Source organism: Pseudomonadota bacterium (assembly GCA_037200975.1).
In the GTDB taxonomy this organism is placed as follows: Bacteria; Pseudomonadota; Gammaproteobacteria; order Steroidobacterales; family Steroidobacteraceae; genus CADEED01.
The window spans coordinates 400,205-426,357 of the sequence record JBBCGI010000001.1; the positions used below are offsets into that span (position 1 = coordinate 400,205).

Consider the following 26,153-nt stretch of genomic DNA (forward strand, 5'->3'; position numbering starts at 1 on the left):
CCCTGAGCGTTCGAGCCCGGTGCACCCTGGCGTCCGGGAATCGCACGTTCGATGAAACAAGGGCCCGTCGCGAGACGGGCCCTTTTTCATGGACTAACTATTGCGCGACAGGTTTGCCGTCCGCGTCGATGACGGTGACCTCGCCGAAGTTGAGCGCGCGCACCGGTTTTTCGATCTTGGCGAGATCTCCCACGACCACCCAGGTCAACGCCTCCGGGTGGATGAGCTCGCCCGCCACGGCGTTCACCCGCGCGGGTGTCAGCGCATTCAGGTCGCCGACGAAGTCGTTCCAATAGGAATCCTTGAGTCCGAAGATGAGAATTTCGCCGTACGAGCCCGCGATCTCGGTGGACGTCTCGTTGTTGCCCGGCAACGCGATCGCGATGCTGTCCTTGGTGAATTTGAGTTCCGCGTCGTCGGCCTTCTTCGTGGTCAGCAGATCGCGCAGTTCCTTGCGGATTTCGACCATGGACTCGGCGGTCTTGTCGGTCTGTACACCGGCGCCCGCGCGGAAGGTGCCCTGCCCGACCGCATCGGTGACGCCCGCGCCCGCACCGTACGACCAGTGTTTGTCCTCGCGCAGGTTCATGTTCAGACGGGAGACGAAATTGCCGCCCAACAGCGTTTCCAGCGCGACGAACTCGATGTGGCTCGGATCCGCGCGGGTCGGGCCGATGCTGCCCGCGACGATCTGCGACTGCTCGGCGCCCGTGCGGTTGATGAGGAATACGCGCGCCTTCGCCGGCAGCTGGACCGTCGCGATGGTCTTCACAGGCTTCGCTTCGGCAGGCGCGCGCCACGCGGCGAAACGCTGCTCGAGCATCGGCTGGATCTTCGCGAGCGAGGTATCGCCGACGACGAGCAACACCGCGTTGTCGGGGCGAATCCAGCGCTTGTAGAACGCGGCAAGTTCCGCGCTCGTGAAGCCCGTGACGGCCTCGACGGTGCCCGTGCCCGACGCAGGGTTCGCGTAGGCGTGGCCTTCGCCATAGAGAATCTTGGGCAGGACGCGCTGGATCGACGCCGCCGGCTGCGCCTTTTCCTGCTGAATCGTCGCGAGTGTCTGGCCGCGCAACCGGTCGAGTTCCTTCGCCGGAAACGTCGGGTTCATCAGCAGATCGGTGTACAGATCGAGCGACTCGCCGAGTTTGCTGCTGAGCGCGTTCATGCGCAGGAACGAGCGATCGAGCGATGAACCCACCCCGAGCGTGGCGCCCAGGGATTCAGCGCGTTCCGCGATCGCCACGGAATTCCGCGTCTTGGTACCTTCCTGCAACATGAGCATCGAGAGACGCGCCGTGCCGGGCTTGGCCGAACTGTCCGCGGCAAAACCCGCGTCCGCGATCAGCGTGAGGTCGACGACCGGCGCGTTGTGCCGCTCGACCACCACTACCTGCAAGCCGTTGGATAGTTTGGCGCGCGTCGGCGCTGGCAGTGTCAGCGACGGCGGCGTTCCCGTATCGGGACGTTTGGAGCGATCGACCGTGGAGGCCGTGGTCTTGTACTCGGGCGTCGGGATGACATTGACGATGAACACACCGTCCGAGAGCCAGCGCCTGGCAGCCCCCTGCACATCGGCCGCGGTGGCACTGCCTACCCAGCCAAGCCGCGTCTTGTAAAACTCCGGCGTTCCGCCGTACACCATGCTCTCCGCAAGGATCGAGGACTTGCCGCCGAATCCGTCGATGCGTTCGATGCTGCGCGCGAAGTTGGCATAGTTGGCGGTACGCACGCGTTCGACCTCGGCCGGGGTCGGGCCCGTCGCGAGGAACTTCGCCAGCTCCTCGTCGATGGCTTTTTCGACCGCGGCGGGATCGGCACCCGGTTTCACCGTGACGTACAGCTGGATCTGCGAGCCGATCTCGAAGGGTCCGATGTCCGCGGCAACCGCGGTCGCGGTGCGGTCCGTGTAGACCAGGCGCTTGTACAGCCGGCTGTTCTTGCCGTTGCCGATCAGGTCGCAGGTCATGTCGAGCAGCGTGAAGTCGCGCTGCTTGTAGCCGGGAATGTTCCACACCTTATATATGCGCGCCTGGGGAACGCGGTCCTGCACCGTGGCACGGCGGGTACCAGTCATCTTGGCGATCCACTCTTGCTGGCGATTGATCACAGGACCTGCGGGAATGTCGCCGAAGTATTTTTCGACCTTCTGCTTCGCATCCGCCAGCGTGATGTCGCCGGCCAGCACGATGACGGCATTGGCGGCGCCGTAGTACGCACGGAACCACTCCTTCACGTCATCGAGCGACGCGGCGTTCAGGTCTTCCATCGAGCCGATGGTTTCCCAGGAATACGGGTGGCCGGCCGGATACGTGCTGGTGGTGATGAGTTCGTCGACCTTGCCGTACGGTGCATTCATACTCTGGCGCTTCTCGTTCTGCACCACGCCGCGTTGCTCGTCGAGCACCCTCTGGTCGATCGCGCCGAGCAGGTGGCCCATGCGGTCCGATTCCATCCACAACGTGAGATCGAGCGCCGAGGTCGGCACGTTCTGGAAGTAGTTAGTGCGATCGAGCCAGGTCGTGCCGTTGAGTTTGCTGGCGCCGGCGGCTTCCATCACCTTGAACCAGTCGTCCTTGTAGTTCTCCGTACCGTTGAACATCAGGTGTTCGAACAGGTGCGCGAAGCCGGTGCGGCCCGGGCGCTCATCCTTGCTGCCGACGTGGTACCAGATGTTGACCGCCACCACCGGCGCCTTGTGATCTTCGTGGACGATGAGCGTGAGCCCGTTGTCGAGCACCAGCTTCTGATACGGGATGTCGACGACGGGAAGCGGCGACGCCTTGGAAGCAACCGTTGCCGTGCCTTCCTGGCCCAAGACCAGCGACGATACCGACAACAACGCAATCGAAGCGCAGAAAGCCAGGGTTTTCATGATGTTCCTTTGGTGGCCGCGCTCTTGTTTCCCAGGTGTGGGGGCGGCTCGATGGACGAATGCTATATGCAAGGCGGGGAAACGTGCAGTGGGTACGGCGAAATGAGCGCGGCCTGCGCCAGGACGTTCGCCCTTTCTGTCATTGCCCCGACGCGGTCGTGAAGCCGCGGCAGACCACCGCCAACTTGTTGCCGTCCGGGTCGCGCAGATAGGCCGCGTAAAAATCCGGGTTGTACAGCAATCGCAGACCGGGCGCGCCTTCGGAAGTTCCGCCGTGGGCCAGCGCGGCCACGTGAAACTCGTCAACCTGGCGCCAGCTCTTCGCCCACAAGGCGACCATGCTGCCGTTGCCGACACTGGCGCGTTCGCCGTTGTACGGCTTGCAGACCCAGAGCGCGTCCTGCACGGCACCTTCCCGTTCGTAACGGCCCCAGCCTATCCACCCGTTCCAGCTCGTTTCGCTTTCGCCGGAGGTGTCGCAGCGCCGGAAGCCCAGCGTCGCGAGCGTCGCATCGTAGAACCGGGCCGAACGCTCGAGGTCGTTCGACCCGAGGCAGATGTACGCGAACATGTTCATTGTCGATCCCCTTGCCTGGTCCGATCCGTAGACATCGTCAGTGCCGGGTGATGACAACCGTGCCCGCGAGCTTGTCGTGCCACGCCTGTTTGCGCGAATCGAATGCCACCCAGAGGTAGCCCAGCATGAAAACGATCGCCGAGAGAAAGTACGCGAAGTAGCGGCCAATGGCCTGTCCCGTGGAGATGGGCATTCCCGTCTCCGCATCGACGATCTTGAGCGACAGCGCCATCTTCCCCGGCGTCGCCTGCCGGGTTTTCCAGAATGCGATCGTCGCGAGTGCCGGCAGCACGTACGAGATGAGGAATTCGGCGCCGCCCGGGATGAACCCGCGCGATGTGTCGGCGAAATAACCCCAGCCGTAGACGAAGCCAAGCAGTGGCATCGTGATGCACAGGATCAGGATCGAATCGATGATCACCGCGAGTACCCGCTTCCAGAACCCGGCGTACTGCATGTTTTCTACGTCGAAAACCTCGGTATCGCCGACCTTCGCGGTGGGTGGCGCGTAGCGATTGGCCTGATTGTTCACATCGATCTCCCGGCGTTGTCCGTCGATTCGCGATCCTCAAACTCTTCTGCCGCGACCACGATAATCGCTACACCCGCACCTGCCGATGGTGATGCGTTACGCTTCGCCTCCGATGCGCGTTTTACTCGTTACCCCGCCCATGATCCAGCTCAATACGCCGTACCCCGCGACGGCGTATCTGACCGGTTTCCTGCGCCTGCATGCAGCAAAACTGGGGCTCGAGGTGACACAGGCCGATGCATCTTTGACATTGTTCCTGCGGCTTTTTTCAGCGCCCCTGCTCGCGCGTATGGCCGAAGAACTGCGCGCGCGCGCGAAAGCGCTCGGCAAGCGCGCTGCGATGCCACCCCCGGTCGCGCACTTTCTCGCCCACGCCGGACGCTACGTCGACACGGTGGAGCCGGCGATTCGTTTCCTGCAGCGGCGCGATCCCAGCCTCGCGTTTCGCATCGTCGGGCGCGCGTTCCTGCCGGAGGGGCCGCGCTTCGCGCACCTGAGCCCGCCGCCTTCGGCCGATCACGCCGAGCTGGACGATCACCTGGCATCGGCGTTCGGCACGCTCGGCACCACGGAGCAGGCGCGTTATCTCGCCAGCCTCTTCGTCGACGATCTTGCCGATGTCTGGCGCGACGGCATCGATCCGCATTTCGAATTGGCCCGTTACGGGGAACGTCTCGCCGCAAGCTCCGCCACCTTCGATGCGCTGCACACCGCGCTCGACGGCGAGCCCACATTGATAGACACCACGCTCGATGACATCACGCGCGAGCTGGTCGCCCGCGAACGGCCGGATTTCGTGGCCATCACCGCGCCGTTCCCCGGCAATGTGTACGGCGCGTTCCGCATGGCGCGCACGATCCGTGCGATCGCGCCGCAGACAACGCTGGTGCTCGGCGGCGGCTGGGTCAACACCGAACTACGTTCGCTGCGCGAGCCGCGCGTGTTCGACTACTTCGACTATGTGACACTCGACGACGGCGAGCGGCCGCTGCTCAATCTGCTCGCGCGATTGCGGGGCGGCGACGCGCCACTGGTTCGCACGTTCGTCCGCAAGGACGGCGCCGTGCGATTCGAGACCGACGCGAAGCAACAAGACTTCGCGCAGAAGGACACGGGCGTCCCGACCTACGACGGCCTGCCGCTCGAAAAATACGTCTCGCTCATGGAAATGCTGAATCCAATGCACCGGTTCTGGTCGGACGGCCGCTGGAACAAGATCACGCTCGCGCACGGTTGTTACTGGAAGAAGTGCGCGTTCTGCGACGTCTCGCTGGACTACATCGGCCGCTACGACAAGCCCGGCACCGACGTCGTGATGCAGCGGATCCGCGCGTTGATCGAGGAGACCGGCGAGACCGGCTTCCACCTGGTCGATGAAGCCGCGCCGCCCGCGGGCATGCGTTCGCTCGCGAAGCGGTTGATAGACGAGAAGTTAGCCATCACCTGGTGGGGCAACATCCGTTTCGAGAAGACCTTCAATGCCGAACTGTGCAGCCTGCTGGCCGCATCCGGATGCGTGGCGGTGAGCGGCGGGCTCGAAGTGGCCTCCGACCGGCTGCTGGAGCTCATGAAGAAAGGCGTCACCGTCGAGCAGGTGGCGCGCGTGACGCGCGCGTTCACCGACGCCGGCATCATGGTGCACGCCTATCTGATGTACGGCTTTCCGACCGAGACCGCGCAGGACACCATCGACGCACTGGAGCGCGTGCGCCAGTTGTTCGCCGCCGGGTGCATTCAATCCGCGTACTGGCATCGCTTCGCGGCCACGGCGCATTCACCGATCGGGATGCATCCGGAGCGATACGGCATCACGCTGCATCCGCCGCCGGACATTCTCTTCGCCCACAACGACGTCGCGTTCCACGATCCGGTTGGAACCGATCACGATTTCCTCGGCAGCGGGCTGCGCAAGGCGCTCTACAACTACATGCATGGCATTGGTCTCGATGAAGACGTGCGCATGTGGTTCGAACAGCCGGCGCAACCGCGGGGCCGCCCCCATGGCGGCCGCAACGGCCAGCGCAAAAGCCGCGGCGGTGCCAGCATATCCGTGCCGCGCACCACGGTGCCGCGCGACCTGATCGAGCGCTCGCTCGGCTGACATGCTCGTTGCTTTCAACAAGCCCTTTGGCGTCAGCTGCAAATTCAGTCCGGAGCCGGGCAAACGCACGCTGGCCGACTTCATCGACGTACCGGATATCTATCCCGCCGGCAGGCTCGACACGGACAGCGAAGGCTTGCTGCTGTTGACGGACGTCGGCGTGCTGCAGACCCGCATCGCCGATCCGGGTCACAAACTCGCGAAGGTGTACTGGGCGCAGGTCGAAGGCGCGCCAACGGATGCTGCGATCGCGCCATTACGTGCCGGCGTGCGCCTGAGCGATTTCACCACGCAACCCGCAGGCGCGCGGCTCATCGACGAGCCTGACAACCTGTGGCCGCGCGATCCACCGATCCGCTATCGCGCGAGGATTCCCACGGCGTGGCTGGAGATCACCTTGCGCGAAGGCAAGAATCGCCAGGTGCGGCGCATGACTGCACACGTGGGTTTTCCGACGCTGCGCCTCGTGCGCGCGGCGATCGGCGATATCACTGTCGCGGGCATCAAGCTCGGCGAGTGGCGCGAGATCGACGCGGATGCACCCTGGAGTGCGGCGCGGTCTTGATGGCGTAGTTCACGAAGGCGACCTCTCGCGTTCGGTCCATGCGTCATCCAGCCTGCGCGCGGAAATCGGCATGCGAGTCTTCAGCTGCTGGGCGAACAGCGACACGCGAAACTCCTCGAGCATCCAGCGGTACTCATCCGCGCTCGGCGGCTTGAGACCGCGCTCGGCCTTGACCTGCGCCCGGTAACGCGTTTCGAGCGGCGCCACCTCCGCGGCGAGCTGCGCATCGCGGCGCGGATCGCGCGGCGCCTTCTCCAGCCGCTGCTCGATCGCCTGCAGATACCTCGGGTATTCCTGCAACCGGTGCCAGGGCGTGAGGAGCAGGAACCCCGCCGGCACCAGCCAGGAAAGTTGCGAACGAATGTCGTCCGCGGTGCTTTGCGGCTCCTTCGCCAGCGCGGACTGGATACGGAACAGACGCTCGAGCGAGGCCTGCACGGAGCGCGAGATTTCCTGCACGGGGATTCCGATGCCGCCCCGCGAGTTCGCGATACGCTCGTCGAACGCCGCCGCGTTGCGCAACGGCTCCCGGCCCGCCAGGAACACCGTCATCACGATGCGATCGAGCAGGTCTTCGCGCAGGTCGCGGCCCGCGACGAGATCCGGATTCAGCAACGGATGCGCCGCGAGCGTGCGATAGACCATTTCACCCTGCACGTTGACGGCGAGATCCCGGCGCAGCGGCTTCAGATCGCGCGCCATCACCAGCCGGATCAGACGCGTGGTGCCGCGCTCATGGCTCATGCGCGCCTCGGGCGGCGTGGCAAACACGCGCAAACCCACCGTCGCGCCTTCATCCACCAGCGCCGGGAAACCCACCTGTTGCCGAACACCCTGCGCCGCTTCCTGCCGCTCCGCGAGTTCGCCGAAGGTCCAGGATTTCTCTCCCGTGATCAGCTGCGATTGTTTGGCATAGACCTGCTCGGACACGCCGGAATGACGATTGCGTAGTTCGGCGAGGCTGCGCGAACGCGCGACCACTTTGTCCGCATCGTCGAGCAGCAGGAAGTTCATTCGCAGGTGTGCGGGCAGCAGGTCTTCGCGAAACGCGTCGGGCGGCACCGGGACGCCAGCCGTGCGCAGCAGTGCAGCCGCCAATTGCACGTGCAGTGACCCCAGGCCGTATTCGAGCAGCGGCATCACGCGCGCCACCGCCTCCGGCACCGGCACGAAATGCACGCGCAGGTTCTTCGGCAACGAACGCACCAGCGCCTCTATCTTTTCATCGAACAACCCCGGCACCAGCCAGGCGAATGGCTCTTCGGGCAACTGGTTGAGCACATGCAGCGGAATGAGCGCGGAAACACCATCGTCTTCGTGCCCGGGCTCGAACCGGTAACGCAGCTGCACGACGACCGGACCCGCCGACACGTGATCCGGGAATCGCTCGGCTTCGAGCGCTTCGTCGCTGCCGGAAATGTCCCGCTCCGTGAGGAACAGGACCTTGGGATCTTTCGCTTCCGCCTCGCGCCGCCAGCGTTCGAACGCCGCGGACGTGGAGATGCCCTCGGGCACGCGCGCATCGAAGAACGCGTACAGCTGTTCTTCGTCCACCAGCAGGTCGACGCGCCGGCCCTTCTGCTGCTGATACTCGGTGTCGTCCAGCAACTGGCGATTGTTCGCCAGGAACGGCGCACGCGAGTCGTACTCCATGAGCACCAGCGCGTGGCGGATGAACAGCTCGCGCGCCGCCTTCGGATCGACGCGTTCGTAGGGCACGCGGCGATCGGTGGACAGCGTGAGCCCAAACAAGGTCGTGCGTTCGTAGATAGACGCCCGCCCGGCCCGGCGCTCCCAATGCGGATCGTAGTGATGGCGCTTGACGAGGTGCGCGCCGGCCTGCTCGATCCAGGCGGTTTCGACACGCGCCACGGTGCGCGCATAGACTTTCGTCGTCTGCACCTGCTCCGCGCTGACGATCCACGCCGGCCGCGATTTGAACTGCCCCGACCCCGGGTGGATGAACACCTTCGTACCGCTGGCGCTCAGGTATTCGGCCTGCTCCTTGCGCTGCGCCACCTGCGACAACAGCCCGGCCAGCAGGGCGCGGTGCAGCGCGTCGTATTGCGCGGGCTGCGTGTTCATCTTCAACGCGAGCTCGCCCTTGACGACCTCCATGACCTGCGCATGCACGTCGTGCCACTCGGTGAGTCGTAGATAGGAGAGGAAGTTCTCCTTGCACCAGCCGCGCAATTTGGCGCGCGAAAGGTTTTCGCGTTGTTCGGTCCACGCGCGCCACAGCTTGAGCAACGAAAGGAAGTCCGACTGCTCGTCGCGGAACAAAGCGTGTTTCTGGTCCGCCTGGGTTTGTTTGTCCGCCGGGCGATCGCGTGGATCGGGCACGGACAATGCAGAGGCGATGATCGCGACCTCCTCGAGGCAATGCTCCTGCGCTCCGGCGAGCAACATGCGGCCGAGCCTCGGATCGAGTGGCAGCCGTGCCAGCTGGCGGCCGATGTCCGTGAGTTTGCCGTCGTCGGACAGCGCATTGAGTTCATTGAGCGTGCGCTGGCCGTCGCGCACCATCCTTCCATCCGGCGGCTCGACGAACGGAAACGCCTCGATGTCGCCTAACTTCAACGCATGCATCTGCAGGATGACTGCGGCAAGGTTCGTGCGCTGGATCTCCGGTTCGGTGAAGTCCGGCCGCGCCAGGAAATCCTGTTCCGAATAAAGCCGGATCGCGATACCCGGGGCGACGCGGCCACAGCGACCCGAGCGCTGGTTCGCGGAAGCCTGCGAGATTTTTTCGATCGGCAGGCGTTGCAGCCGGCTGCGGTGGCTGTAGCGGCTGATGCGCGCGACGCCGGTGTCGATGACCGCGCGGATGCCGGGCACGGTCAGCGAAGTCTCGGCGACATTCGTCGACAGCACGACACGGCGCCGGCCGGAAGGCCTGAACACACGTTGCTGCTCTTCCTGCGACAGGCGCGAATACAGCGGCAGGATTTCGCAGCCCTGCGGATGATGTTTGCGCAGCGACTCGGCAGTTTCGCGGATCTCGCGCTCACCGCTCAGGAACACGAGGATGTCGCCCGCGTTCGCGCGCCATAATTCGTCGACCGCCGCGAGGATGGCCGCCTGTTCGTCCGCTGCAGTCTCATCGTCCTCTTCGTCGAGCTCGACGGCGCGGTAACGCAGTTCGACTGGATAGCTGCGGCCCGACACGTTGATGATCGGTGCATCACCGAAGTGCCGCGAAAAGCGCTCCGGATCGATCGTCGCCGACGTGATCACGAGTTTGAGATCCGGCCGTTTCGGCAGCAGCCACTTGAGATAGCCGAGCAGGAAATCGATGTTGAGCGAACGCTCGTGCGCTTCGTCGACGATGATCGTGTCGTACGCATCGAAGAACCGGTCGCCCTGCGTCTCGGCCAGCAGGATGCCGTCGGTCATGACTTTGATGAGTCCTTCCGGACGGCTGTGGTCCTGGAAGCGCAGCTTGTATCCGACCAATTGCCCGAGCGGGGTCTTGAGCTCCTCGGCGATGCGCGCCGCCACCGCGCGCGCCGCGATACGCCGCGGCTGCGTATGGCCGATGATGCCCGCGACACCGCGTCCGGCTTCGAGGCAGATCTTCGGCAGCTGCGTCGTCTTGCCGGAACCCGTTTCGCCGCACAGGATGACGACCGGATGTTGTTCGATCGCGCGCCGGATTTCGTCGCGGTTCGCCGAGATCGGCAGATCTTCGGGGTATGAGATCGCAGGCACACTGGCCGCGCGCGCCGCACGCGCCGCGGCAGAGGCCGCGAACTTCGCGGCGAGCGCCGCCTCGGCGGCGGCCACGTCGTTGCCGCGCAGGCGATCGGCACGCAGGCGGTCGCGCTCGCGGCGCAGACGAAACTGGTCGCGACGCAGACAGGCGTCGAGAGAAAGTTCGGGAGAGACGGGATCCGGCGGATTCATGGGCGCGGGCGCGAGCCCTGGGCGCGTGACTTATCGGGGCCGCGAGTCTACCGGGTCCGCGCGATTGCGGTCACGGCGTGGCTTCGCGGCCGCTCGAAGCGCAAGGCCCCTTCCCGCCCCCTGAACTACCAGAAGGATCCGTCCTTCCGATTGCGCACCGCGCGGAGACTGAACTTCGCCATCCGACGAATCAGGCTTTCCGGCACTGGCTCATCGTAGGGAATCTTGAGCATGTTCCTGGTGGTGCTGTGGTTTGCCAGCTCTTCGCGGAAGGCCGCCATGACCTGCGCCATTGGCGCGAAACTCAAGTGCGCCTTATGCGCGGAAAACGCGAACAGGAATCTTGGCTCCACGAAGAAAGGTGTTCCCCACTTGATCGCCTCTTCTGCTTTCGGCGCCACGCTTTTGAGAATCGCATATACCTTGCGCAAGTGCGGCTGGCCCGCGCGTGGGGCGGCACGGATGTATTCGTCAATGCTGGTGGGACGCTTGCTCGCCATACGTTTTGCTATTGTCGCCGTAAATCCGGAGCATCGGAATCATGCCAGCAAAACCCGCATCTGACACGGCCGCCGCCGCGAAGAACATCACGAAGAAAATCGCGGAGCTCGACGACTGGCGCGGCGAAACGCTCGCCGCGGTCCGCAAGCTCATCCACGAGGCGGATCCCAGCGTCCAGGAAGAATGGAAGTGGATGGGGACGCCCGTGTGGTCTCACGACGGCATCATTTGCACGGGCGAAACCTATAAGCAGGTGGTCAAGCTCACGTTCGCACGCGGCGCCGCCCTTCCCGATCCCAAGAAGCTCTTCAATTCGAGCCTGGAGGGGAACGTGCGCCGGGCCATCGACATTCGCGAGGGCGGGAAACTCGATGCCGCTGCATTCAAGAAATTGATCAAGGCCGCCGCCGCCGCGAATTCGGACGTACTCGCCCGACGTGCGGCATCGAAGAAGAAACGGAAAGGCAGCGCAAAATAGCTAGTCGCGGTCTGGCGCCCCGAGCGGAAAGTAATTTCGATACGGCCGCGCTTCATCCACGGCGCGGGCGACGGATGGATGGGCCAGCAATCTCGCGCGATACGCCCGCAGGTGCGTGAGCCCCGCGGAAATCTCATGCGCCCAATCCGCGTAGAACAGGGACGGGGCCGCGGCGCAATCCGCCAATGTGAGCCCATCGCCCACGGCCCATATGCGGCCCGCGAGCCGTTGATCGAGCCATGCGTAAACCCGGTCGAGCAGACCGCGTGCCTCGTTCACACCGTAGGGATCGCGATCGGGCTCCGGCCGGCGCTGGTCGAGAACTATCTTCTGCATGTAGTTCATGACGTAGTTGTCGAAGATGCGATCGAACATTCGGACTTCGATGCCCGCGTCGCCTGGCGGAATCAGCCGTACGCGCCCGGGGTGATGCAAATCCAGATGCTCGATGATCGTGCTGGCCTCGAGTACGGTGTGTTCGCCATCCACGAGGACCGGGAAGCGTTTGAGCGGCCAGAGCGACGCGAGCTCCGCGTTCGCGGCAGCGTCTTCGAGACTGCGGTACTCGAATGACGTCGCATTCTCGTAGAGAGCGATCAACACCTTCTGGCTGTATGACGAAAAAGGGTGGGCGTAGAGCTTCATCGAATTTTCCTCGAGGCGCGAAACGGTAACGGTCGAGTGTAGCGTCGCGGCTGCGGCGAGATTGGCCAGGGGTTTCATCCCTCACGCGTACGCTCCTGCGATCGTCAGGCGCCGAGCTGGAATTCTTTCCGTAGTTCGTCACGTGCGCCGCGCAACGCGGCGTCGAGTTGTGGGAACTCAATGTCCACACTGTCAATGATTTCCTTCGCCTTGGCGCGATTCCCGAGCCGAAGCTCCGCCTCCGCTTGCCCGAGGCGTACTACAGGCTGGGGCAACACTCCCGCCACCCTCCCGTATTCCAGAGCAGCTTGCGACCATTCCTCCGCACAACTGTAGTAGTACGCCAGATACCACCTGGCCGTCGCATTCTCGGTGTTCTTCAAGTACGACTTCATGTGAACAATGGCCCGCTTGAAGGCCTGCATCTCTGCCCACAGCTGTGCCTGACGCAGGTGATAACCCTCCGGCGTCAAGCCGACCAGCCAGTATTGCAACTCCGTATATGCCAGCCGGAAACAGCACCAAGCCCGCGTTTTGGGAGAAACGTTTGGGAATTCTTCGCGCGGCATCTTGACACCTACCGGCTGGAGCGAAGGATGAAGTCGCACCCGTGCGTGGCAGTCAGAAGGTGCATTAGCGATTCTCGGTAGTCGGAGGTTCTAAAGAAGCAGGCTGCAACCATCTGGAGTGTTTTCGGACAATTTCCAGGTAGAGGCGCTGAAAGTCAGGGTGGCCGCGAGGAATCCTCGTCATAAGACCGACACGATCCAGAAAGAAGGCTTCAAACTCGCCAGGCGAGAGGGTGATCAACACTCGAACTGGCTTGTCGTCAGAACTTCCCTGCGCGTGCGGTGTATTGCGAGGGACGTGAGTGTAGGAACCCGCACCCAAGCGGTAAGTCTTGCCGGGAAGTCGCAGCTCCAGCGTCCCTTCCAAAACGTAGAACGTTTCATCCATGTCAGGATGCATGTGAGGAGGCGTCTTGTACGCAGGAGACTCGTTGAGTTCCAGCACGGAGTAACGGCCGCCTGTGCTCTCGGCGGACGCCAATATACGCAACCTACCGGCGTCGTAAGTGAGCCATAGCGCCACCTCGGCTGAGACAACCACCGGTGTCTCTGTAAATGGTGGTTCCGTTGCGAATACTTGCGTCGGAAGCGTGCTGGCAAGAAGCGCCGAGATTGCGATGTGGAAGGCTACGACGTGCATATGCGGCCTAAAGTTTGAGCTGACCGCCGCAAACGCTGCTGTATGAGCCAGGTACTTTATATCTCACGCGTCTGCTCCAGTGATTTGTTAGGCGTCATCGCGGTCCGTGCGACAGAAACATACACCACAGGGTTGCGCTCCCGAGGCTTCCGCGGCCGGTCTCCGAAAAGCCGGCGCGCTCATAGAACCCGAGATTCGACTCCTGCGCCGTCTCGAGGTAGACGCCAGAAGAAAGCGGATCACGGGCCGAAAGGCCGCAGAACGACCGTAGCAGCTGCGTCCCGATGCCGCGGCCATGCGAATCTGGGTCTACTCCGATCACACCAAGATAGTAGTGCGGAGCCGCTGGCTTACCCTTGCTAGCAATCTCGTCGTAGATCGCCATGCGATCGCTCAGTCCGGGAATAGCTTTCTCAAAGCGATCCCAGTCTTCCGTAAGGCTTGTTGGCCATCTGGGGTGTACAGTTGCATAGCCCATCGCTGCTCCATGAATGGCAGCGGTGTTCCGGGCCACAAGGACCGGCATATTGAGCGCGATGCGTGCACGCATCAGCAGCGAGAAGAATTGAGTCACGCGTTCCTGGTAGCCCTGACTGGTCTGCAGCAGGAATCCGGTGATCGGATCCTGTGCGAAAGCAGTGGTCAAGCAGCCCACGGCTTCGTCGAGATCGGAGCGGGATGCGGGGGTGATTTTCATGACGCCTGGCGGTTGAGCTGAGCGGCGCGCGCACCGACCCTCGGGCTTCGCACTTTATCCTTCACACGTCCGCTCCAGTAATTTGTTAACCGTCAAGAGCCTGACAAGATTGCCGACACAACCTCGGCTCCATTGAGTTTGATGTCACAGCCCATTTCACCCATCGTCGAAGGGGCCACAGCGATCATTCGCTGATCCTTCGCATCCGCCGAGAACTTTCGACTGTCAATTATCGACTTTTGGTCAACGCCATGGCGAGCGGCGATTTGTGCAACCTGGGCAACTGGCGTGCCGGGGCGAAGTTCACCGCAAAATGACCGCAGTCGATGTGTGTCCCACACGAAGTAGATCGAGTAGACAGCCATGGGCAGAACGAAGATGGTACCCAGGACGACGAGACTTGGCCTGACGGTGAGGCGCATGAGTGACGACTAACAGTTGAGCGGCGCGGCGCGCGCGCCAGCGTCTGAGCTTGGTACTTTATCTTGCACGCGTCCGCTCCATTGATTTGTTAGAGCGCACATTCTGCTACGGCTTCGGCCCATACCTGTTTGGACCGTTCGTGCCGGGCCAAGACATGAATAGCACCGCTACAACCAGTGTTACGAGATACGCATAGATAGGCCCGTAGCGCGCAAGGAGCAACTTTAAACCCAAAGTTGCGCCCCATATCACAAGAAGCCACCAGCCGGAGAGGCCCACATCATGCAGCCGCTTAGTAGTCATAACGAACATTGGCCACAATGTAAGCAATAGAAACGCGACGAACACGACTAATGCCGACTCGGGATTTCGCGCCAAGAAAACGCCCAGGATCATACTAGTTAGTAAGCGTCCGGTCTGGGCGCATTGACACGCGATCAGGCGGCGAGCTTGAGCTCAGGTAGTTCGGCGGCGATGGCCCATGGCAGGAGTTCATCGACGTGGTTGATCGGATGCTCGGGCAGGCGTTCGAACAGGTAGCGCAGATACGCCTCGATGTTCAAGCTGTTGAGCTGCGCGGTCGCGATGAGCGAGTAGATCCCGGCAGCACGCTCGCCGCCATCATCGCAGCCGGCAAAGAGCCAGTTCTTGCGCCCGAGCGCGACCGTGCGCAAGGATCGCTCCGCCGCGTTGTTGTCGATCTCGATGCGCCCGTCGTCGCGATAACGCGTGAGCGCCGTCCAGCGCGAGAGCGTGTAACGGATCGCGAGCGCGAACTGGCTCTTCTGGGCGACCTTCGACAACTGCTCGTGCAGCCAGGCGTGCAAGGCGTGGAGTGCGGGACCGGCGCGGGCCTGGCGTACTTCTCGACGTTGATCGGGCGGCGAGCCTCGGATCTCATCCTCGATTGCGTAGAGTTCGCCGATGCGCGCGAGCGCTTCGGCGGCGACGGGAGAGCCGTTCGCGGCGTGCAAGTCGAAGAACTTGCGCCGCGCGTGCGCCCAGCAAGCCGCCTCGATCAGCGGATCTTTGGGTCGGTCGTACAGTCCCTTGAACCCGGCATATCCGTCGGCCTGCAGGACTCCGACGAACGTAGTTAGGTGAGCGTTGGGCCGCTCGGCTTTACGATCCGGCGAGTAGCGCATGAGCACCGCTGGCGGCTCTGTGGATCCGGCAGGCCGATCATCGCGCACGTAAGTCCACAGCCGTCCTTGCTTGGTCGTGCCACGACCAGGGGCCAGAACCGGCACCGGCGTGTCGTCGGCGTGCAGCTTCTCGGCCGACAACACGTAGCGGCCCAGTGCCTCGAGGAGCGGCGAGAGCAACTCGCTTGCGCCTCCGACCCAGTCGGCGAGCGTTGAACGGTCCAGATCGATCCCATCGCGGGCAAAGATCTGGCTCTGCCGATACAGCGGCAGATGATCGGCATACTTGGATACCAGGACGTGTGCGAGCATCCCGGGACCGGCAAGGCCTCGGGCAATCGGACGAGCAGGAGCCGGTGCCTGCACGAGCTTCTCGCACTTCACGCACGAGAACTTCGGCCGCACGTGACGGATGACTTTGTAGCGCTCCGAGATCCACTCGATCATCTCGGCGACGTCTTCGCCTGCGGGGCGCAGCGCGCCGCCGCACTCCGGGCAGGCGCAGGCGCTCTCGTGCACGATCGACTCGCGCGGCAGATGCTCGGGAAGCGGCCGGCGCACGGGCTTGACCGCCGGCTCCTTCGGGGGCGGTTGCGTGTGCGCGGGACGGGCGGCGAGCTGCGACTCCAGATCCTCGAGCCGAAGCTGCATCTGCAAGAGCTCCCGGTCGGCTTGTTCTGAGGATCGGCCGTACTTCTGGCGCTTGAGCACCGCGATCTCGAAGCGCAGCTTCTCGAGCTCGAGTGCCTGGGTGAGCGCGAAGGTCGTGAGAGTCTCGAGATCCTTCGGCAGTTGCTCGCGTGTGAGCGCCATGGGTGCGCATGATACCGCACCCGATCGACAGTGGCTAACTACTTATCACACCGCCAGCGTCGGCTCGTACGTGCGCTCGATACGCCGCCAGTCGATCCCTTCCAGCAGCATCGACAGCTGCGCGCCGGTCAAGTTGACCGAGCCATGGGTTGCCTGCGGCCATACGAACCGGCCGCGCTCAAGTCGTTTGGCAAAAAGACACATCCCATCACCGCTCCACCACAGGATCTTCACCCGATCGCCCGCTCGGCCACGAAACACAAACAGCTGTCCGGAGAACGGATCCTCGGCGAGTTGCTCCTGCACGCTTGCAGCAAGGCCGTCGAACCCTTTACGCATGTCAGTGGCGCCGGCGGCCAGCCACACCTTCACTCCCGCCGGCAGCGCGATCATCGACGAGAAGCCCACTCGAGGATGTGGGTGAGCGTCGCGGGCGGGATCTCGCCGTGTAATCGCACGCTCACGGCGCCCGCGAACGCGATCTCGACACAGATGGGAGTCTGCGCTGCGGGAACCTTGGCGCGCGTCGTCGCCGGTGCCGTTGCCCGCTCGCTCGGCGTCAGCGTCGGCATCGTCACCTTCACCGGCAGCAGCCGCGGCCCCATCTCGCGCTGGCGCTCGAGCAATCCGCGCCGGTGCAGTCGTCGCCATCCAAACACCAGGTTGGCGTTCACGCCGTTACGAAGCGCCACCGCCGCAACCGACGCACCAGGCCGGCTCGCTTCTTCGACAATCCGCAGCTTCTCTTGCACTGATCGAAACTGACGCTTGCCGCCTTGCTCACTCTTGCTCGAAGTGTCCATCTGGGCTCCAAGTGGACACGACCTCCGTGCCACTCATCGCCCCATCATGCGTCGACGCGATCGATCTCAAGAGTGTGCCCAGACCGGACGCTTACACTAGTTAGGAAAAGCGGAACAAAAAAGAAGAAGTTGTAGGAAAGGCGCCCAGCGCGGCCGTTGGGTGATAAATAAAGACGACGAATGTACGTCATGCGTGCGCGCTCTAACGGTTGAGCTGAGCCACGCACATGCCGACCCCTGCACTTGGCACTTTATCCCTCACGCGTCCGCTCCAGCGATTTGTTAGGCGTCATCACTTGAGGCGACACCTGAGAGTGCGTCTTCAACATAGGACTTCACTTTAGCGTAAAGCGATTGATCCGCGGACCGAGGCGACATTCCTTCCGCCACAAAGATCGCATCGGTTAAGGACGCCGCATCTCCAGGCGGTGATGTCACCAGGTGATCATAGCTATCCGGCGTGAGGCAAAGCCCGAGGTCGACGCATACACGGCTGAGCAGTGCTTCCAGCTGTGATTCGGTGAGTGGAGAACGTAAGGCAGGCGCGACCATATGACGCCTAACGGTTGAGCTGATCGGCGCGCACGCCGGTGTATGAACTTGGCACTTTATCCCTCACGCGTCCGCTCCAGCGAGTTGTTAGGCGTCCGGATCACTTGGCATTTCCTCTGGAGCAAATAACCCATCTATACCGCGTCTGAACGCGCTCCCAACCGGCGCGTCCAAGAGACTGATGATGCCGGGATCATAGTTCGCAATGGTGTTGAGGTCGTAAAGCGCGAGGTTGGCGGGCTGATCCACGTAGCCCTGAGTCTCTTCGCCAGATAGGAAACGCCACCCGCTATCGATCGGATCGTCAGGCGGTTCGCGGTACATGAAGCCAACACCCTTGCCGTCCACGGTGATTCGGTCCGACGCGATGCACGAACCTCGGCCCTCTGCGAGCGGCCGCATGGCCGAAGCTGACAAGTGAAAACGCTTTGGGCTTGCGGTGGACAAGGATGCCTAACGGTTGAGCTGAGCGGCGCGCACGCCACCGCCTGGGCTTGGCACTTTATCCCTCATGCGTCCGCTCCAGCGATTTGTTAGGCCAGAACGCGCTTCCGCCATAGAGAAGAAGATACACATGTCACCTCGTTTAATGGGCGAGACAATCAAGGCGCTGTCCGTCGACGAGCGAGGCGATCTTCCACCCATACAAGAACGACCATCCCTCCCAAGGCACCTACAAATAGCCCGAGAAATCCTCCGACTGCAACCCACAGCCCGTCCCCGTAGCTTTCCATCGAGGAGCTAAACCACGCAATAGCTGTACCTACGCCGCCACCTAAGAGAGTGAGGCAGAGCCAAGCGACGACGAGGCCGAGTTTCTTGAGAATCTTGCGCATCGTTTGGGCTGCTGGCCTAACGGTTGAGCTGAGCGGCGCCCGCGCCGGCATATGAGCTTGACACTTTATCTTTCACGCGCCCGCTCCAGCGATTCGTTAGGCGGAAAACTGACACGATCCTCAAACCACGAATTGATTCTGAGAGGCGTGATTCGACTGATCGCCAAAAAGGCCAAGGCGCATACCAAGTACATCGCACCCAGGCGCAATGACTTGTTTGGAATCGCAACAATAGGCTCGAAACCCAAGACGATGGGCGCCGTGATGCCGAACAAGGCAACCGCGACGATGCGCTTGAGCACCACGGTTCTTGATGCGAAGTGGCGGCTGGCAACTGCGAGGGCAGCCACTCCGACCGCGAAAGCGGCAAGCGATGCGATACCCATCCATATTTTCGCCGTATCCCGAAACAGCATTGATGCCGAAGCGAACGCACCCCCGAACAGGAGGGCGACTCCTATCCACGCGGTCAGCTTTAGCGCAGGCCTATCCATTTGCCGCCTAACGGTTGAGCTGAGCGGCGCGCGCGCCGATGTATGAGCTTGGCACTTTATCCCTCACGCGTCCGCTCGAGCGATTTGTTAGGTGGCCACACGTGGATTTATCTCGTCGCAAAGTACGACGCTCCTCCCAGACATACGACCCCACCAAGCAGAAACGCAACTCCAAGAGTCCTTTCCTTAAAGCGCGTGACGCCGGTAGCTTGCGCTAAGCGGTCACGCAACGCTTGTGTCTGCTCTTCGTGATCCAACCCGCGACAGATCGACCAGGCCGCCAACATCGCCAGTGCGAGAACGCACCAGATAACCCAAGACAGGCTGACGATTCCACTCGCCCCATCGGCAAGTCTTAAGACCACTAAGAGCAAAGAGGCGAGGTAAATCGCCAGCACGCCTTCAACAACAACGTATGACCAAAGCGAATTCCACTGCGGCGAGCTCCAACGAGGCAAACTTTCCACGCGAGCGAGAGTAAGCCGCATGAACTCACGAAGTCTTGACGTAGGCGCAAACGTCACTTGGCCACCTAACGGCTGAGCTGAGCGGCGCGCGCGCAGACGTGTGGGCTTGGCACTTCATCGTCCACGCGTCCGTTCCAGCGATTTGTTAGGCGGCGCGGCCTTCGTTTTGCGCCGCTTGTACGGCGAAGAGTCCGACAGCTCGACATGCAAGTCTCGCGCGGCCCTAAGCATTAACTGATTCTTCTTACCCAGACCATATGCTTCCTTCAAATAGAGGTGGCTGCGCTTGGTTGAGTCCAGGAGATCAATCCTCGCCTCATCAGCGTAACCGGAGCGGTTCATCAGACGAACTGCCCACATCGAGCCTTCTACCAGAAACACCTCAAATACAACGCAATGATCAATTTCATATCCCATTTCCACAAGAGCATCTGTAATGCCTGGCGGCTTTAGAGAGCCGTTGCGCAGTGCCATATTCATCGCGCGCAGTAACTCGCTCCAGTGGTCGTAGGATTCGTGCACGAGCAACGCCTAACTGTTGAGCTGAGCGGCGCGCGCGTCGACGTTTGAGCTTGGAACTTTATCCTGCACGCGTCCGCTCCAGCGATTTGTTAGGTGGCAGGCCTACGTCTCTTGCGCGCTAGAGGCCGAGCTGAGCCTTCGACCTCTTCGACTGCCGCGAGACACAAGGCGGCGAGTACCTTCATGCCAGTAAATGCGATCCTCATGCCGCGAGCATGAATAGCATCCACCCTTGCGGCCGGCAAGGATTCTACCTTCGAAGCGACGACATCCTCACCGTAGCGACGTAGCTCCGCTGCTAACGCGACCCGCTTCGCCTCTGCGATACGGCTTAGCGCCGCGGTAGGCGCCTTTGAACCCTTCGTGACGAACTGGACTACATCGTCAAATTCTTGGGGCTTTAACGCGCGACCCATCACCTGCCACCTAACGGCTGAGCTGAGCGGCGCGCGCGCCGCGGTGTGGGCTTGGCACTTTATCTATCACGCGGGGACTTCCTTCGCAAAAGTGGACACCCATGGGTTAGGACTTCTGTTGTTCGAACTCGATCGGTGAACGATAGCCGAGCGACGAATGAAGTCGCTCGGTGTTGTAGAACTCGACGTAGCTTCGGCTTGCGCACCGCAGCTGGTACGGTCCGGGAACATAGGTAACACTCCAGTCCAGGGACATGGGTGACAGTTTGACGATACTCGGGCACCGATCGGAGGTGCCTCATGCCCTGGAGTCAAACTACGCCCATGCATCAAAAGACCCTCTTCATCGCGGACCATTTGCGAGGTGCTCGGTCGGTGAGCGAACTGTGCATCGAGTTCGGTATCTCCCGCAAGACTGGCTACAAGTGGATTGAGCGCTTCATTCGAAGCGGCCCAGCGGGGCTTGAGGATCGCTCTCGCCGACCGTGTTCGGCACCGAACGCCACCGACCCTCAGGTGCGCGATGCGTTGCTGGAGCTGCGCCGACGCCATCCGACCTGGGGCGCCAAGAAGCTGCTGGCGGTGGTGTCGCGACGTCATCCGGGATGGAAGCTGCCAGGACGCTCGGCGACCTGCGAACTGCTCAAGCGACACGGTCTCGTCAAGCGTCCGCGCTCGCGCCGGATCATTGGACATCCGGGCAAGCCCACCACCTCGATCCTGTTCCCCAACCAGATCTGGTGCGCAGACTTCAAAGGTCAGTTTCGCATGGGCAACGGCCGATACTGCTATCCACTCACCGTGACCGATGGGTTCAGTCGCTTTCTGCTGGGTTGTCACGGACTTCAAGATACTTCCGTGGCGGGCGCAAAACCCGTCTTCCAACGACTGTTTCAAGAGTACGGGTTGCCGCTGTTCATCCGCTCCGACAACGGCGTGCCGTTCGCGACCAACACCCTCGCGCGATTGTCTAAATTATCTGCGTGGTGGATACGGCTCGGCGTCTTGCCGCAACTGATCGAGCCCGGTCGTCCGCAGCAAAACGGTCGCCACGAGCGCATGCATCGTACCCTCAAGGCCGAAGCCACCCGCCCACCCGCGGCCGCCATGCGCTCACAGCAGTTGAAGTTCGATCGGTTCCGCGCGGAGTTCAATCACGAACGACCTCACGAGGCGATCGAGCAGCGAGTACCCGCCGATCTCTATCAACCATCACCCAGACCCATGCCGAACAAACTACCGCCGCTCGAATATCCCGATCGTTTTGAAGTCCGCTACGTCAGCGCCAATGGCGGCATCCGATGGAACAAGCAATGGGTGAACGTCTCGACCACCTGTGTCGGCGAGTACGTCGGGCTCGAAGAAATCGATGACGGGATCTGGAATGTGTACTTCGGATCGCTCCGACTCGGGCCGCTGCACGAGCGATCTATGAAAATTGAAGACGCTTATGGCAGGCTACTTCGACAACGGTAACTGTTACCCATGTCTCCGGACTAATCTGTTACCTATCTCCCCGACCGGTCACAACCTACATCCATCGCAGCAAACGGCTCAAGGTGACCCATGCGTCGTCACCCCACCGAGCAGAACTAAATGAAAATATCACTGCGCCGACAAGAAGCCCCACCGCGGCAGAGGCGCCGCTTGTATCGATCCAGAAACCTATCGCAGCCCCGAGGATTCCCCCAACAATGGCCCCAAACACCGCGAAAATATTTCGGCGCGTCCGGAACTCCGGATCCGCGGACATCGACCGGATAGCAACGAGGCCCTTCGATCCATTTGCGAGCGTACGAATTTCGCACTCAACAGTCTCGCCGCGCTTGAATTGCACAGGATCAGTTTGGCTCGAGGAGCCAACTAGGCGGAATTGGCCATCCCCCGCAGCTACCGCTTCGACTTCCCTCAGTGACTCGGGGTCGGTAACTAGTGGGACGAATATACGGTGGCGCATCTTGTGCCGTCTAACGATTGAGCTGAGCGGCGCGCACGCCGTCGTATGAGCTTGGCACTTTATCCCTCACGCGTCCGCTCCAGCGATTTGTTAGGCGGCATATTCACGGCTTCTACTAACTCAGCTCCACACGAAGCTCTCACTCTTGTAGCGACGCCAATCTCATACGCGACGAAGACGACGGCGCACCCGGCGTCTTCGGGCACCGACACCTCAGATTCTCCAGCCACGACGGATATGCTCCCAGTGGGTATTTCGGAGGGTTGGAGCCACGACCTTGCGATGTAAATGCCTGCGATGGTGCGACTCCCGGACTGGGCTACCGAATAATAGTAGCGGACATATTTTCTCAGCGACGTCGCGCCATGCGGCATTCTGACCTTCGCCTCGAGGGCGCGAATCTCGGTGGTCGTGGGTGGATCAATTGGCGATTGGGCTTGCGTCGGTTGAGGGGCATAGGCACAGATTGTCGCAAGGGCGGCAATGGTCAGTAGGCGGTTGATAGAAAGCTGCACTTGAGTGCCGCCTAACGGCCGAGCTGAGCGGCGCGCACGCCGACGCATGAGCTTGGCACTTTATTCCACACGCGTCCGCTCCAGCGATTTGTTAGGCCCACTAACGCTAAGCAACCTCTTAGAACACGCGCCAAGGACGACAATTCCGGCATCGGAGTGTTCGATGTCCCACACATCGCCAGCGCTAAGGACGCGCCGATATAACGGCTCACCAGCGAGCGAATAGAGCCCGACGAAGTACCGACCAGTGGTTGAGCGTGTGCGGGTAGAAACGACGATCACATCATTCCCGTCCACCTGGTCGATTCCCACCCACATTTCCTCCATATAGAAAGCGCGCGGAAGTTGTTCCCGAACCAGCTCGTTCTGACCATGTGCGATGACGAAAACTTGGCTCGCAAACGAGACTTGAAGCTGATGAGTCCCAAGCTCTACAGGTTTTTCTCCATTGGTGGTATAGCTTTCTCTAAAATCAGCAAACATTTTGTCGAACTGCTGCGTGGCTGATCCCGGACAGCTTCCACTAACTTCCTCACTCATGATTGGCGCGACGAAGCCTGGGTAGCCGTTCACTTCCGCTACTAACCTTTGATCGTCGAATGCGGCGCCACCAATACCGGGCGCGCCTTGTTCGCTGCAAGCCGCCAGTGCCAGGAGGGAGACGATGGGGAGTACGAAACGCATCAGTGGGCCTAACGGTTGAGCTGAGCGGCGCGCACGCCGGCGCATGAACTTGGCACTTTATCCCTCACGCGTCCGCTCCAGCGATTTGTTAGGCAGCTCCTGCGCTGAGTGTATGACTTGGTATGCGGCAGATCGTGCAGCCGGTGTGTCGAAAGATGCCGACATTTGAAGATGCCCAGATCGGCCAATGACGTAACCTGATATTGCCTTGTACGATGGCGGTGTCCGAGAAGTGTCTTCTTCTGGAAGTTCGTACGTCAATCGAATCAGCGACGAAGCTCGCTCAATTTGTTCGGCCTCGCGATGCGGACTGGCGATAGCAAGAATTGACGAGAGTCGCTCGTCCAGTGACTCTCCGTCGTTGTTGTTCCACGCGATTATCCAGAAGGTCAGCTGGTCTCTCCAAAGCACGAGGCTACCGTCTTCGATACGTCTATTAAATCGGTCCGGCAGCGTCAACGACCACTCGTCCGTGAGCTGATAACTGCCTGTGACGACTGGAAAGTCCGGGTGGAGCGCCATGGCTTCCGTGCTGCCTAACGTTTGAGCTGAGCGGCGCGCGCGCCGACGTATGAGCTTGGCACTTTATCCCTCACGCGTCCGCTCCAGCGATTTGTTAGGCGGCACCGTTTGCCTTCGTCTCTCAAGGGCGAACTTTAAGCTGAAATATGAGGCCGGAAGATTGCCCAGGCCTAGGATTAGGAGGCGGAAGTCGCGCTCAGTGATTGCGAAAACAATGAGTAAGACCCCTCCAACGAGGAAAACCGCAGAACCAGCTATTAACGCAGTCGGAGAGAGCAACGCGCGTCCGATGGGGCGTCGCCTCTGAAGCAGCCTGAACGCTAACCGTAACAGGCCCCAAGAAATGAGACCGAAAATTGCCGTTGCGATAAGGGCGCGTGGGTATCTATTGCTTTGTACGACGCCAAAGATTGCCACAAAGCCGGACAAGCCCGAGAACGCTAGCAACGCGATTCCACAAGTGACTTCGAGCCAACGCGCTGCCTCTTGCTGATAGTAGTCGCGTAGTCCCATGAGTGCTGCCTAACGGTTGAGCTGAGCGGCGCGCGCGCCGGTGTATGAGCTTGGCACTTTATCCCTCACGCGTCCGCTCCAGCGATTTGTTAGGGGGCAAGCGCTTGATCATTGCGGCATCTCCGACCAATCGATTTCTTTCGACCCCAGCCCGCAACCTGCGACGCTCCTTCCGCGCCGCTCAGAGAGACCGACTACCTTCGAGTCTCGAAGCCACACCGTCGTGTACTTGCATTGCCCGAAGCCCGCCACTTCTTGGTACTGCCACGCCTCGTCGGACGCGCGGAAAGAGCGATTGGCAGGCTTACCCAATAGCTTTTGAACCTGATCTTTCGACATGCCTGGTTCGACTTTGTCGGTCGGTTTACCGGCGAGCGCAGTGCTCGAGAAGAAGCAAAGCAACAGAATGGCAGCGAGCCTTGAAGGTGCGGGATTCATGAGTTGCCCCTACTAGTGACTTGCCGCCTAACGGCTGAGCTGAGCGGCGCACACGCCGACGTATGAGCTTGGCACTTTATCTTTCAAGCGTCCGCTCCAGCGATTTGTTAGGCGGCTTTGCGAAAAGCTCTCGTGTCGGCTGCCCGAATAGGAACCATGAATCAAAGGCAATCAACCCTATTCGAAACAACCATATTTCTGGCACGAAATACTGCGACCACTCTTCAAAGACACTAGTCCATCCATGAGCTTGGCCGGTGCTGATTAGGAAATCTTCGGTTTGCCGTAGCGATACACGGAAGCCAATTGCAAAGTACGCGGCAAGACTGATCAGCAATACCAGTCTCGCAGCGCGGCCGCCGGCGAGAATTGCCACCAATGAGCCCAAAATCAGGGCAAGACTTGCCAGCACGTACGGCGCGTCCCCCTCTCTCCATGGATCGTACTTAATGGAGCAGCCATCTAATCCGTAAACACCAGATTCGTCGACGCATCTGCTTTCAAATACGGCGAATACCAAGACGAACGCTGCAGCGGCATGAAGAAGCGCAAAGACCAAAGTGCTGCGCGGAATCGCAGCCACCCATTTATGCGCCTTCGTGGGAAGGTTCATAGCCGCCTAACGTTTGAGCTGAGCGGCGCGCACGCCAACGTTCGAGCTTGGCACTTTATCTATCACGCGTCCGCTCCAGCGATTTGTTAGGTGCCTGAGGTGTCCTTGAACGGAGCGACCAATAGAACAGCGACGAATACACAAGAACAGCTAGAGGAAAGCTGGCTAGGTAGGCGAAAACGTTTAATGGCGTCCCTTCACACATGGGCTCAGTTGAGGTCCCTATGTTGTTACACGGAACGGCCAGCTGCAATATCGAGTTTGGCCAAAACAGTAGGCGAGACGCGACATCGGCGCTCAATTCCAATGCAATGCTTGCTGCGATCGCCGTAATCGCCGTGAACCCAGTACCAC

The 26,153-nt window shown here is 61.3% G+C and carries 23 protein-coding genes; 4 read left to right on the forward strand and 19 right to left on the reverse strand.

Annotated elements, in window-relative coordinates:
* Nucleotides 1-97: 97 nt before the first annotated feature.
* From WDO72_01820 to WDO72_01830, 3 genes are all read right to left on the reverse strand, one after another.
* Nucleotides 98-2,875, reverse strand: coding sequence for a pitrilysin family protein (locus tag WDO72_01820; GenBank protein ID MEJ0084394.1), 2,778 nt, complete (start codon nucleotides 2,873-2,875; stop codon nucleotides 98-100).
* Nucleotides 2,876-3,014: 139 nt separating this feature from the next.
* Nucleotides 3,015-3,446, reverse strand: a complete 432-nt coding sequence (locus WDO72_01825) for a VOC family protein (protein MEJ0084395.1) — start codon at nucleotides 3,444-3,446, stop codon at nucleotides 3,015-3,017.
* A gap of 43 nt (nucleotides 3,447-3,489) precedes the next feature.
* Nucleotides 3,490-3,909 (reverse strand): RDD family protein, encoded by a 420-nt coding sequence (locus WDO72_01830; protein ID MEJ0084396.1) that lies wholly within the window; start codon nucleotides 3,907-3,909, stop codon nucleotides 3,490-3,492.
* A gap of 214 nt (nucleotides 3,910-4,123) precedes the next feature.
* Between WDO72_01830 and WDO72_01835 the strand changes: the two genes are divergently transcribed.
* Both WDO72_01835 and WDO72_01840 read left to right on the forward strand, forming a co-directional pair.
* Nucleotides 4,124-6,085, forward strand: coding sequence for a radical SAM protein (locus tag WDO72_01835; GenBank protein ID MEJ0084397.1), 1,962 nt, complete (start codon nucleotides 4,124-4,126; stop codon nucleotides 6,083-6,085).
* A 1-nt stretch (nucleotide 6,086) separates the two neighbouring features.
* Entirely contained in the window at nucleotides 6,087-6,650 is a 564-nt protein-coding gene (locus WDO72_01840; protein MEJ0084398.1) for a pseudouridine synthase, read from the forward strand.
* A gap of 9 nt (nucleotides 6,651-6,659) precedes the next feature.
* Here WDO72_01840 and hrpA read toward each other — a convergent pair whose 3' ends face one another.
* Together hrpA and WDO72_01850 are read right to left on the reverse strand one after the other, a co-directional pair.
* Nucleotides 6,660-10,556 carry an ATP-dependent RNA helicase HrpA gene (gene hrpA / locus WDO72_01845; GenBank protein MEJ0084399.1) on the reverse strand — a complete coding sequence of 1,299 codons (3,897 nt, stop codon included), beginning with the start codon at nucleotides 10,554-10,556 and terminating at the stop codon, nucleotides 6,660-6,662.
* A 125-nt stretch (nucleotides 10,557-10,681) separates the two neighbouring features.
* Complete coding sequence (locus tag WDO72_01850) at nucleotides 10,682-11,056, reverse strand: DUF1801 domain-containing protein (GenBank protein MEJ0084400.1); 375 nt, start codon at nucleotides 11,054-11,056, stop codon at nucleotides 10,682-10,684.
* A gap of 41 nt (nucleotides 11,057-11,097) precedes the next feature.
* Here WDO72_01850 and WDO72_01855 point away from each other — a divergent pair, with 41 nt between their 5' ends.
* Nucleotides 11,098-11,535: a DUF1801 domain-containing protein gene (locus WDO72_01855; protein ID MEJ0084401.1), complete on the forward strand. Its 438-nt coding sequence runs from the start codon at nucleotides 11,098-11,100 to the stop codon at nucleotides 11,533-11,535.
* Here WDO72_01855 and WDO72_01860 read toward each other — a convergent pair whose 3' ends face one another.
* From WDO72_01860 to WDO72_01910, 11 genes are all read right to left on the reverse strand, one after another.
* Entirely contained in the window at nucleotides 11,536-12,180 is a 645-nt protein-coding gene (locus WDO72_01860; protein MEJ0084402.1) for a glutathione S-transferase family protein, read from the reverse strand.
* A 104-nt stretch (nucleotides 12,181-12,284) separates the two neighbouring features.
* Nucleotides 12,285-12,749, reverse strand: a complete 465-nt coding sequence (locus tag WDO72_01865; protein ID MEJ0084403.1) for a hypothetical protein — start codon at nucleotides 12,747-12,749, stop codon at nucleotides 12,285-12,287.
* A gap of 64 nt (nucleotides 12,750-12,813) precedes the next feature.
* Entirely contained in the window at nucleotides 12,814-13,290 is a 477-nt protein-coding gene (locus WDO72_01870) for a cupin domain-containing protein (GenBank protein MEJ0084404.1), read from the reverse strand.
* A gap of 193 nt (nucleotides 13,291-13,483) precedes the next feature.
* Nucleotides 13,484-14,086: a GNAT family N-acetyltransferase gene (locus tag WDO72_01875; GenBank protein ID MEJ0084405.1), complete on the reverse strand. Its 603-nt coding sequence runs from the start codon at nucleotides 14,084-14,086 to the stop codon at nucleotides 13,484-13,486.
* Between the two features lie 92 nt (nucleotides 14,087-14,178).
* The gene (locus WDO72_01880) at nucleotides 14,179-14,508 is read right to left on the reverse strand and encodes a hypothetical protein (protein ID MEJ0084406.1); all 330 of its coding nucleotides are present in this window, start codon (nucleotides 14,506-14,508) and stop codon (nucleotides 14,179-14,181) included.
* A 438-nt stretch (nucleotides 14,509-14,946) separates the two neighbouring features.
* On the reverse strand, nucleotides 14,947-16,467 hold the full coding sequence (locus WDO72_01885) for an IS66 family transposase (protein MEJ0084407.1): 1,521 nt from the start codon (nucleotides 16,465-16,467) through the stop codon (nucleotides 14,947-14,949).
* 45 nt (nucleotides 16,468-16,512) lie between these two features.
* Nucleotides 16,513-16,860, reverse strand: coding sequence for an IS66 family insertion sequence element accessory protein TnpB (tnpB, locus tag WDO72_01890; GenBank protein MEJ0084408.1), 348 nt, complete (start codon nucleotides 16,858-16,860; stop codon nucleotides 16,513-16,515).
* Nucleotides 16,857-17,270 (reverse strand): transposase, encoded by a 414-nt coding sequence (locus WDO72_01895; GenBank protein MEJ0084409.1) that lies wholly within the window; start codon nucleotides 17,268-17,270, stop codon nucleotides 16,857-16,859. Before WDO72_01895 ends, tnpB begins: the two co-directional genes overlap by 4 nt.
* Nucleotides 17,271-17,909: 639 nt before the next feature.
* On the reverse strand, nucleotides 17,910-18,224 hold the full coding sequence (locus WDO72_01900; protein MEJ0084410.1) for a DUF2185 domain-containing protein: 315 nt from the start codon (nucleotides 18,222-18,224) through the stop codon (nucleotides 17,910-17,912).
* Nucleotides 18,225-18,723: 499 nt separating this feature from the next.
* Complete coding sequence (locus WDO72_01905) at nucleotides 18,724-19,044, reverse strand: hypothetical protein (protein MEJ0084411.1); 321 nt, start codon at nucleotides 19,042-19,044, stop codon at nucleotides 18,724-18,726.
* Nucleotides 19,045-19,733: 689 nt separating this feature from the next.
* Complete coding sequence (locus WDO72_01910) at nucleotides 19,734-20,141, reverse strand: hypothetical protein (GenBank protein ID MEJ0084412.1); 408 nt, start codon at nucleotides 20,139-20,141, stop codon at nucleotides 19,734-19,736.
* A 740-nt stretch (nucleotides 20,142-20,881) separates the two neighbouring features.
* Here WDO72_01910 and WDO72_01915 point away from each other — a divergent pair.
* Nucleotides 20,882-22,033, forward strand: a complete 1,152-nt coding sequence (locus WDO72_01915; GenBank protein ID MEJ0084413.1) for an IS481 family transposase — start codon at nucleotides 20,882-20,884, stop codon at nucleotides 22,031-22,033.
* 1,056 nt (nucleotides 22,034-23,089) lie between these two features.
* Here WDO72_01915 and WDO72_01920 read toward each other — a convergent pair.
* The 3 genes from WDO72_01920 to WDO72_01930 form a co-directional block, all read right to left on the reverse strand.
* Nucleotides 23,090-23,713, reverse strand: coding sequence for a hypothetical protein (locus WDO72_01920; protein ID MEJ0084414.1), 624 nt, complete (start codon nucleotides 23,711-23,713; stop codon nucleotides 23,090-23,092).
* A gap of 1,143 nt (nucleotides 23,714-24,856) precedes the next feature.
* Nucleotides 24,857-25,186 (reverse strand): outer membrane protein assembly factor BamE, encoded by a 330-nt coding sequence (gene bamE / locus WDO72_01925; protein MEJ0084415.1) that lies wholly within the window; start codon nucleotides 25,184-25,186, stop codon nucleotides 24,857-24,859.
* Between the two features lie 76 nt (nucleotides 25,187-25,262).
* Nucleotides 25,263-25,769: a hypothetical protein gene (locus WDO72_01930; protein MEJ0084416.1), complete on the reverse strand. Its 507-nt coding sequence runs from the start codon at nucleotides 25,767-25,769 to the stop codon at nucleotides 25,263-25,265.
* Between the last annotated feature and the right edge of the window lie 384 nt (nucleotides 25,770-26,153).

Excerpts from the sequence above, each read along its gene's own strand:
- WDO72_01820 (MEJ0084394.1), bottom strand. The coding sequence starts at position 2,875 with ATGAAAACCCTGGCTTTCTGCGCTTCGATTGCGTTGTTGTCGGTATCG.
- WDO72_01825 (MEJ0084395.1), bottom strand. The coding sequence starts at position 3,446 with ATGTTCGCGTACATCTGCCTCGGGTCGAACGACCTCGAGCGTTCGGCC.
- WDO72_01830 (MEJ0084396.1), bottom strand. The coding sequence starts at position 3,909 with ATGCAGTACGCCGGGTTCTGGAAGCGGGTACTCGCGGTGATCATCGAT.
- WDO72_01835 (MEJ0084397.1), top strand. The coding sequence starts at position 4,124 with ATGATCCAGCTCAATACGCCGTACCCCGCGACGGCGTATCTGACCGGT.
- WDO72_01840 (MEJ0084398.1), top strand. The coding sequence starts at position 6,087 with ATGCTCGTTGCTTTCAACAAGCCCTTTGGCGTCAGCTGCAAATTCAGT.
- hrpA (MEJ0084399.1), bottom strand. The coding sequence starts at position 10,556 with ATGAATCCGCCGGATCCCGTCTCTCCCGAACTTTCTCTCGACGCCTGT.
- WDO72_01850 (MEJ0084400.1), bottom strand. The coding sequence starts at position 11,056 with ATGGCGAGCAAGCGTCCCACCAGCATTGACGAATACATCCGTGCCGCC.
- WDO72_01855 (MEJ0084401.1), top strand. The coding sequence starts at position 11,098 with ATGCCAGCAAAACCCGCATCTGACACGGCCGCCGCCGCGAAGAACATC.
- WDO72_01860 (MEJ0084402.1), bottom strand. The coding sequence starts at position 12,180 with ATGAAGCTCTACGCCCACCCTTTTTCGTCATACAGCCAGAAGGTGTTG.
- WDO72_01865 (MEJ0084403.1), bottom strand. The coding sequence starts at position 12,749 with ATGCCGCGCGAAGAATTCCCAAACGTTTCTCCCAAAACGCGGGCTTGG.
- WDO72_01875 (MEJ0084405.1), bottom strand. The coding sequence starts at position 14,086 with ATGAAAATCACCCCCGCATCCCGCTCCGATCTCGACGAAGCCGTGGGC.
- WDO72_01880 (MEJ0084406.1), bottom strand. The coding sequence starts at position 14,508 with ATGCGCCTCACCGTCAGGCCAAGTCTCGTCGTCCTGGGTACCATCTTC.
- WDO72_01885 (MEJ0084407.1), bottom strand. The coding sequence starts at position 16,467 with ATGGCGCTCACACGCGAGCAACTGCCGAAGGATCTCGAGACTCTCACG.
- tnpB (MEJ0084408.1), bottom strand. The coding sequence starts at position 16,860 with ATGATCGCGCTGCCGGCGGGAGTGAAGGTGTGGCTGGCCGCCGGCGCC.
- WDO72_01895 (MEJ0084409.1), bottom strand. The coding sequence starts at position 17,270 with ATGGACACTTCGAGCAAGAGTGAGCAAGGCGGCAAGCGTCAGTTTCGA.
- WDO72_01900 (MEJ0084410.1), bottom strand. The coding sequence starts at position 18,224 with ATGCGGCCGCTCGCAGAGGGCCGAGGTTCGTGCATCGCGTCGGACCGA.
- WDO72_01905 (MEJ0084411.1), bottom strand. The coding sequence starts at position 19,044 with ATGGGTATCGCATCGCTTGCCGCTTTCGCGGTCGGAGTGGCTGCCCTC.
- WDO72_01915 (MEJ0084413.1), top strand. The coding sequence starts at position 20,882 with ATGCATCAAAAGACCCTCTTCATCGCGGACCATTTGCGAGGTGCTCGG.
- WDO72_01920 (MEJ0084414.1), bottom strand. The coding sequence starts at position 23,713 with ATGCGTTTCGTACTCCCCATCGTCTCCCTCCTGGCACTGGCGGCTTGC.
- bamE (MEJ0084415.1), bottom strand. The coding sequence starts at position 25,186 with ATGAATCCCGCACCTTCAAGGCTCGCTGCCATTCTGTTGCTTTGCTTC.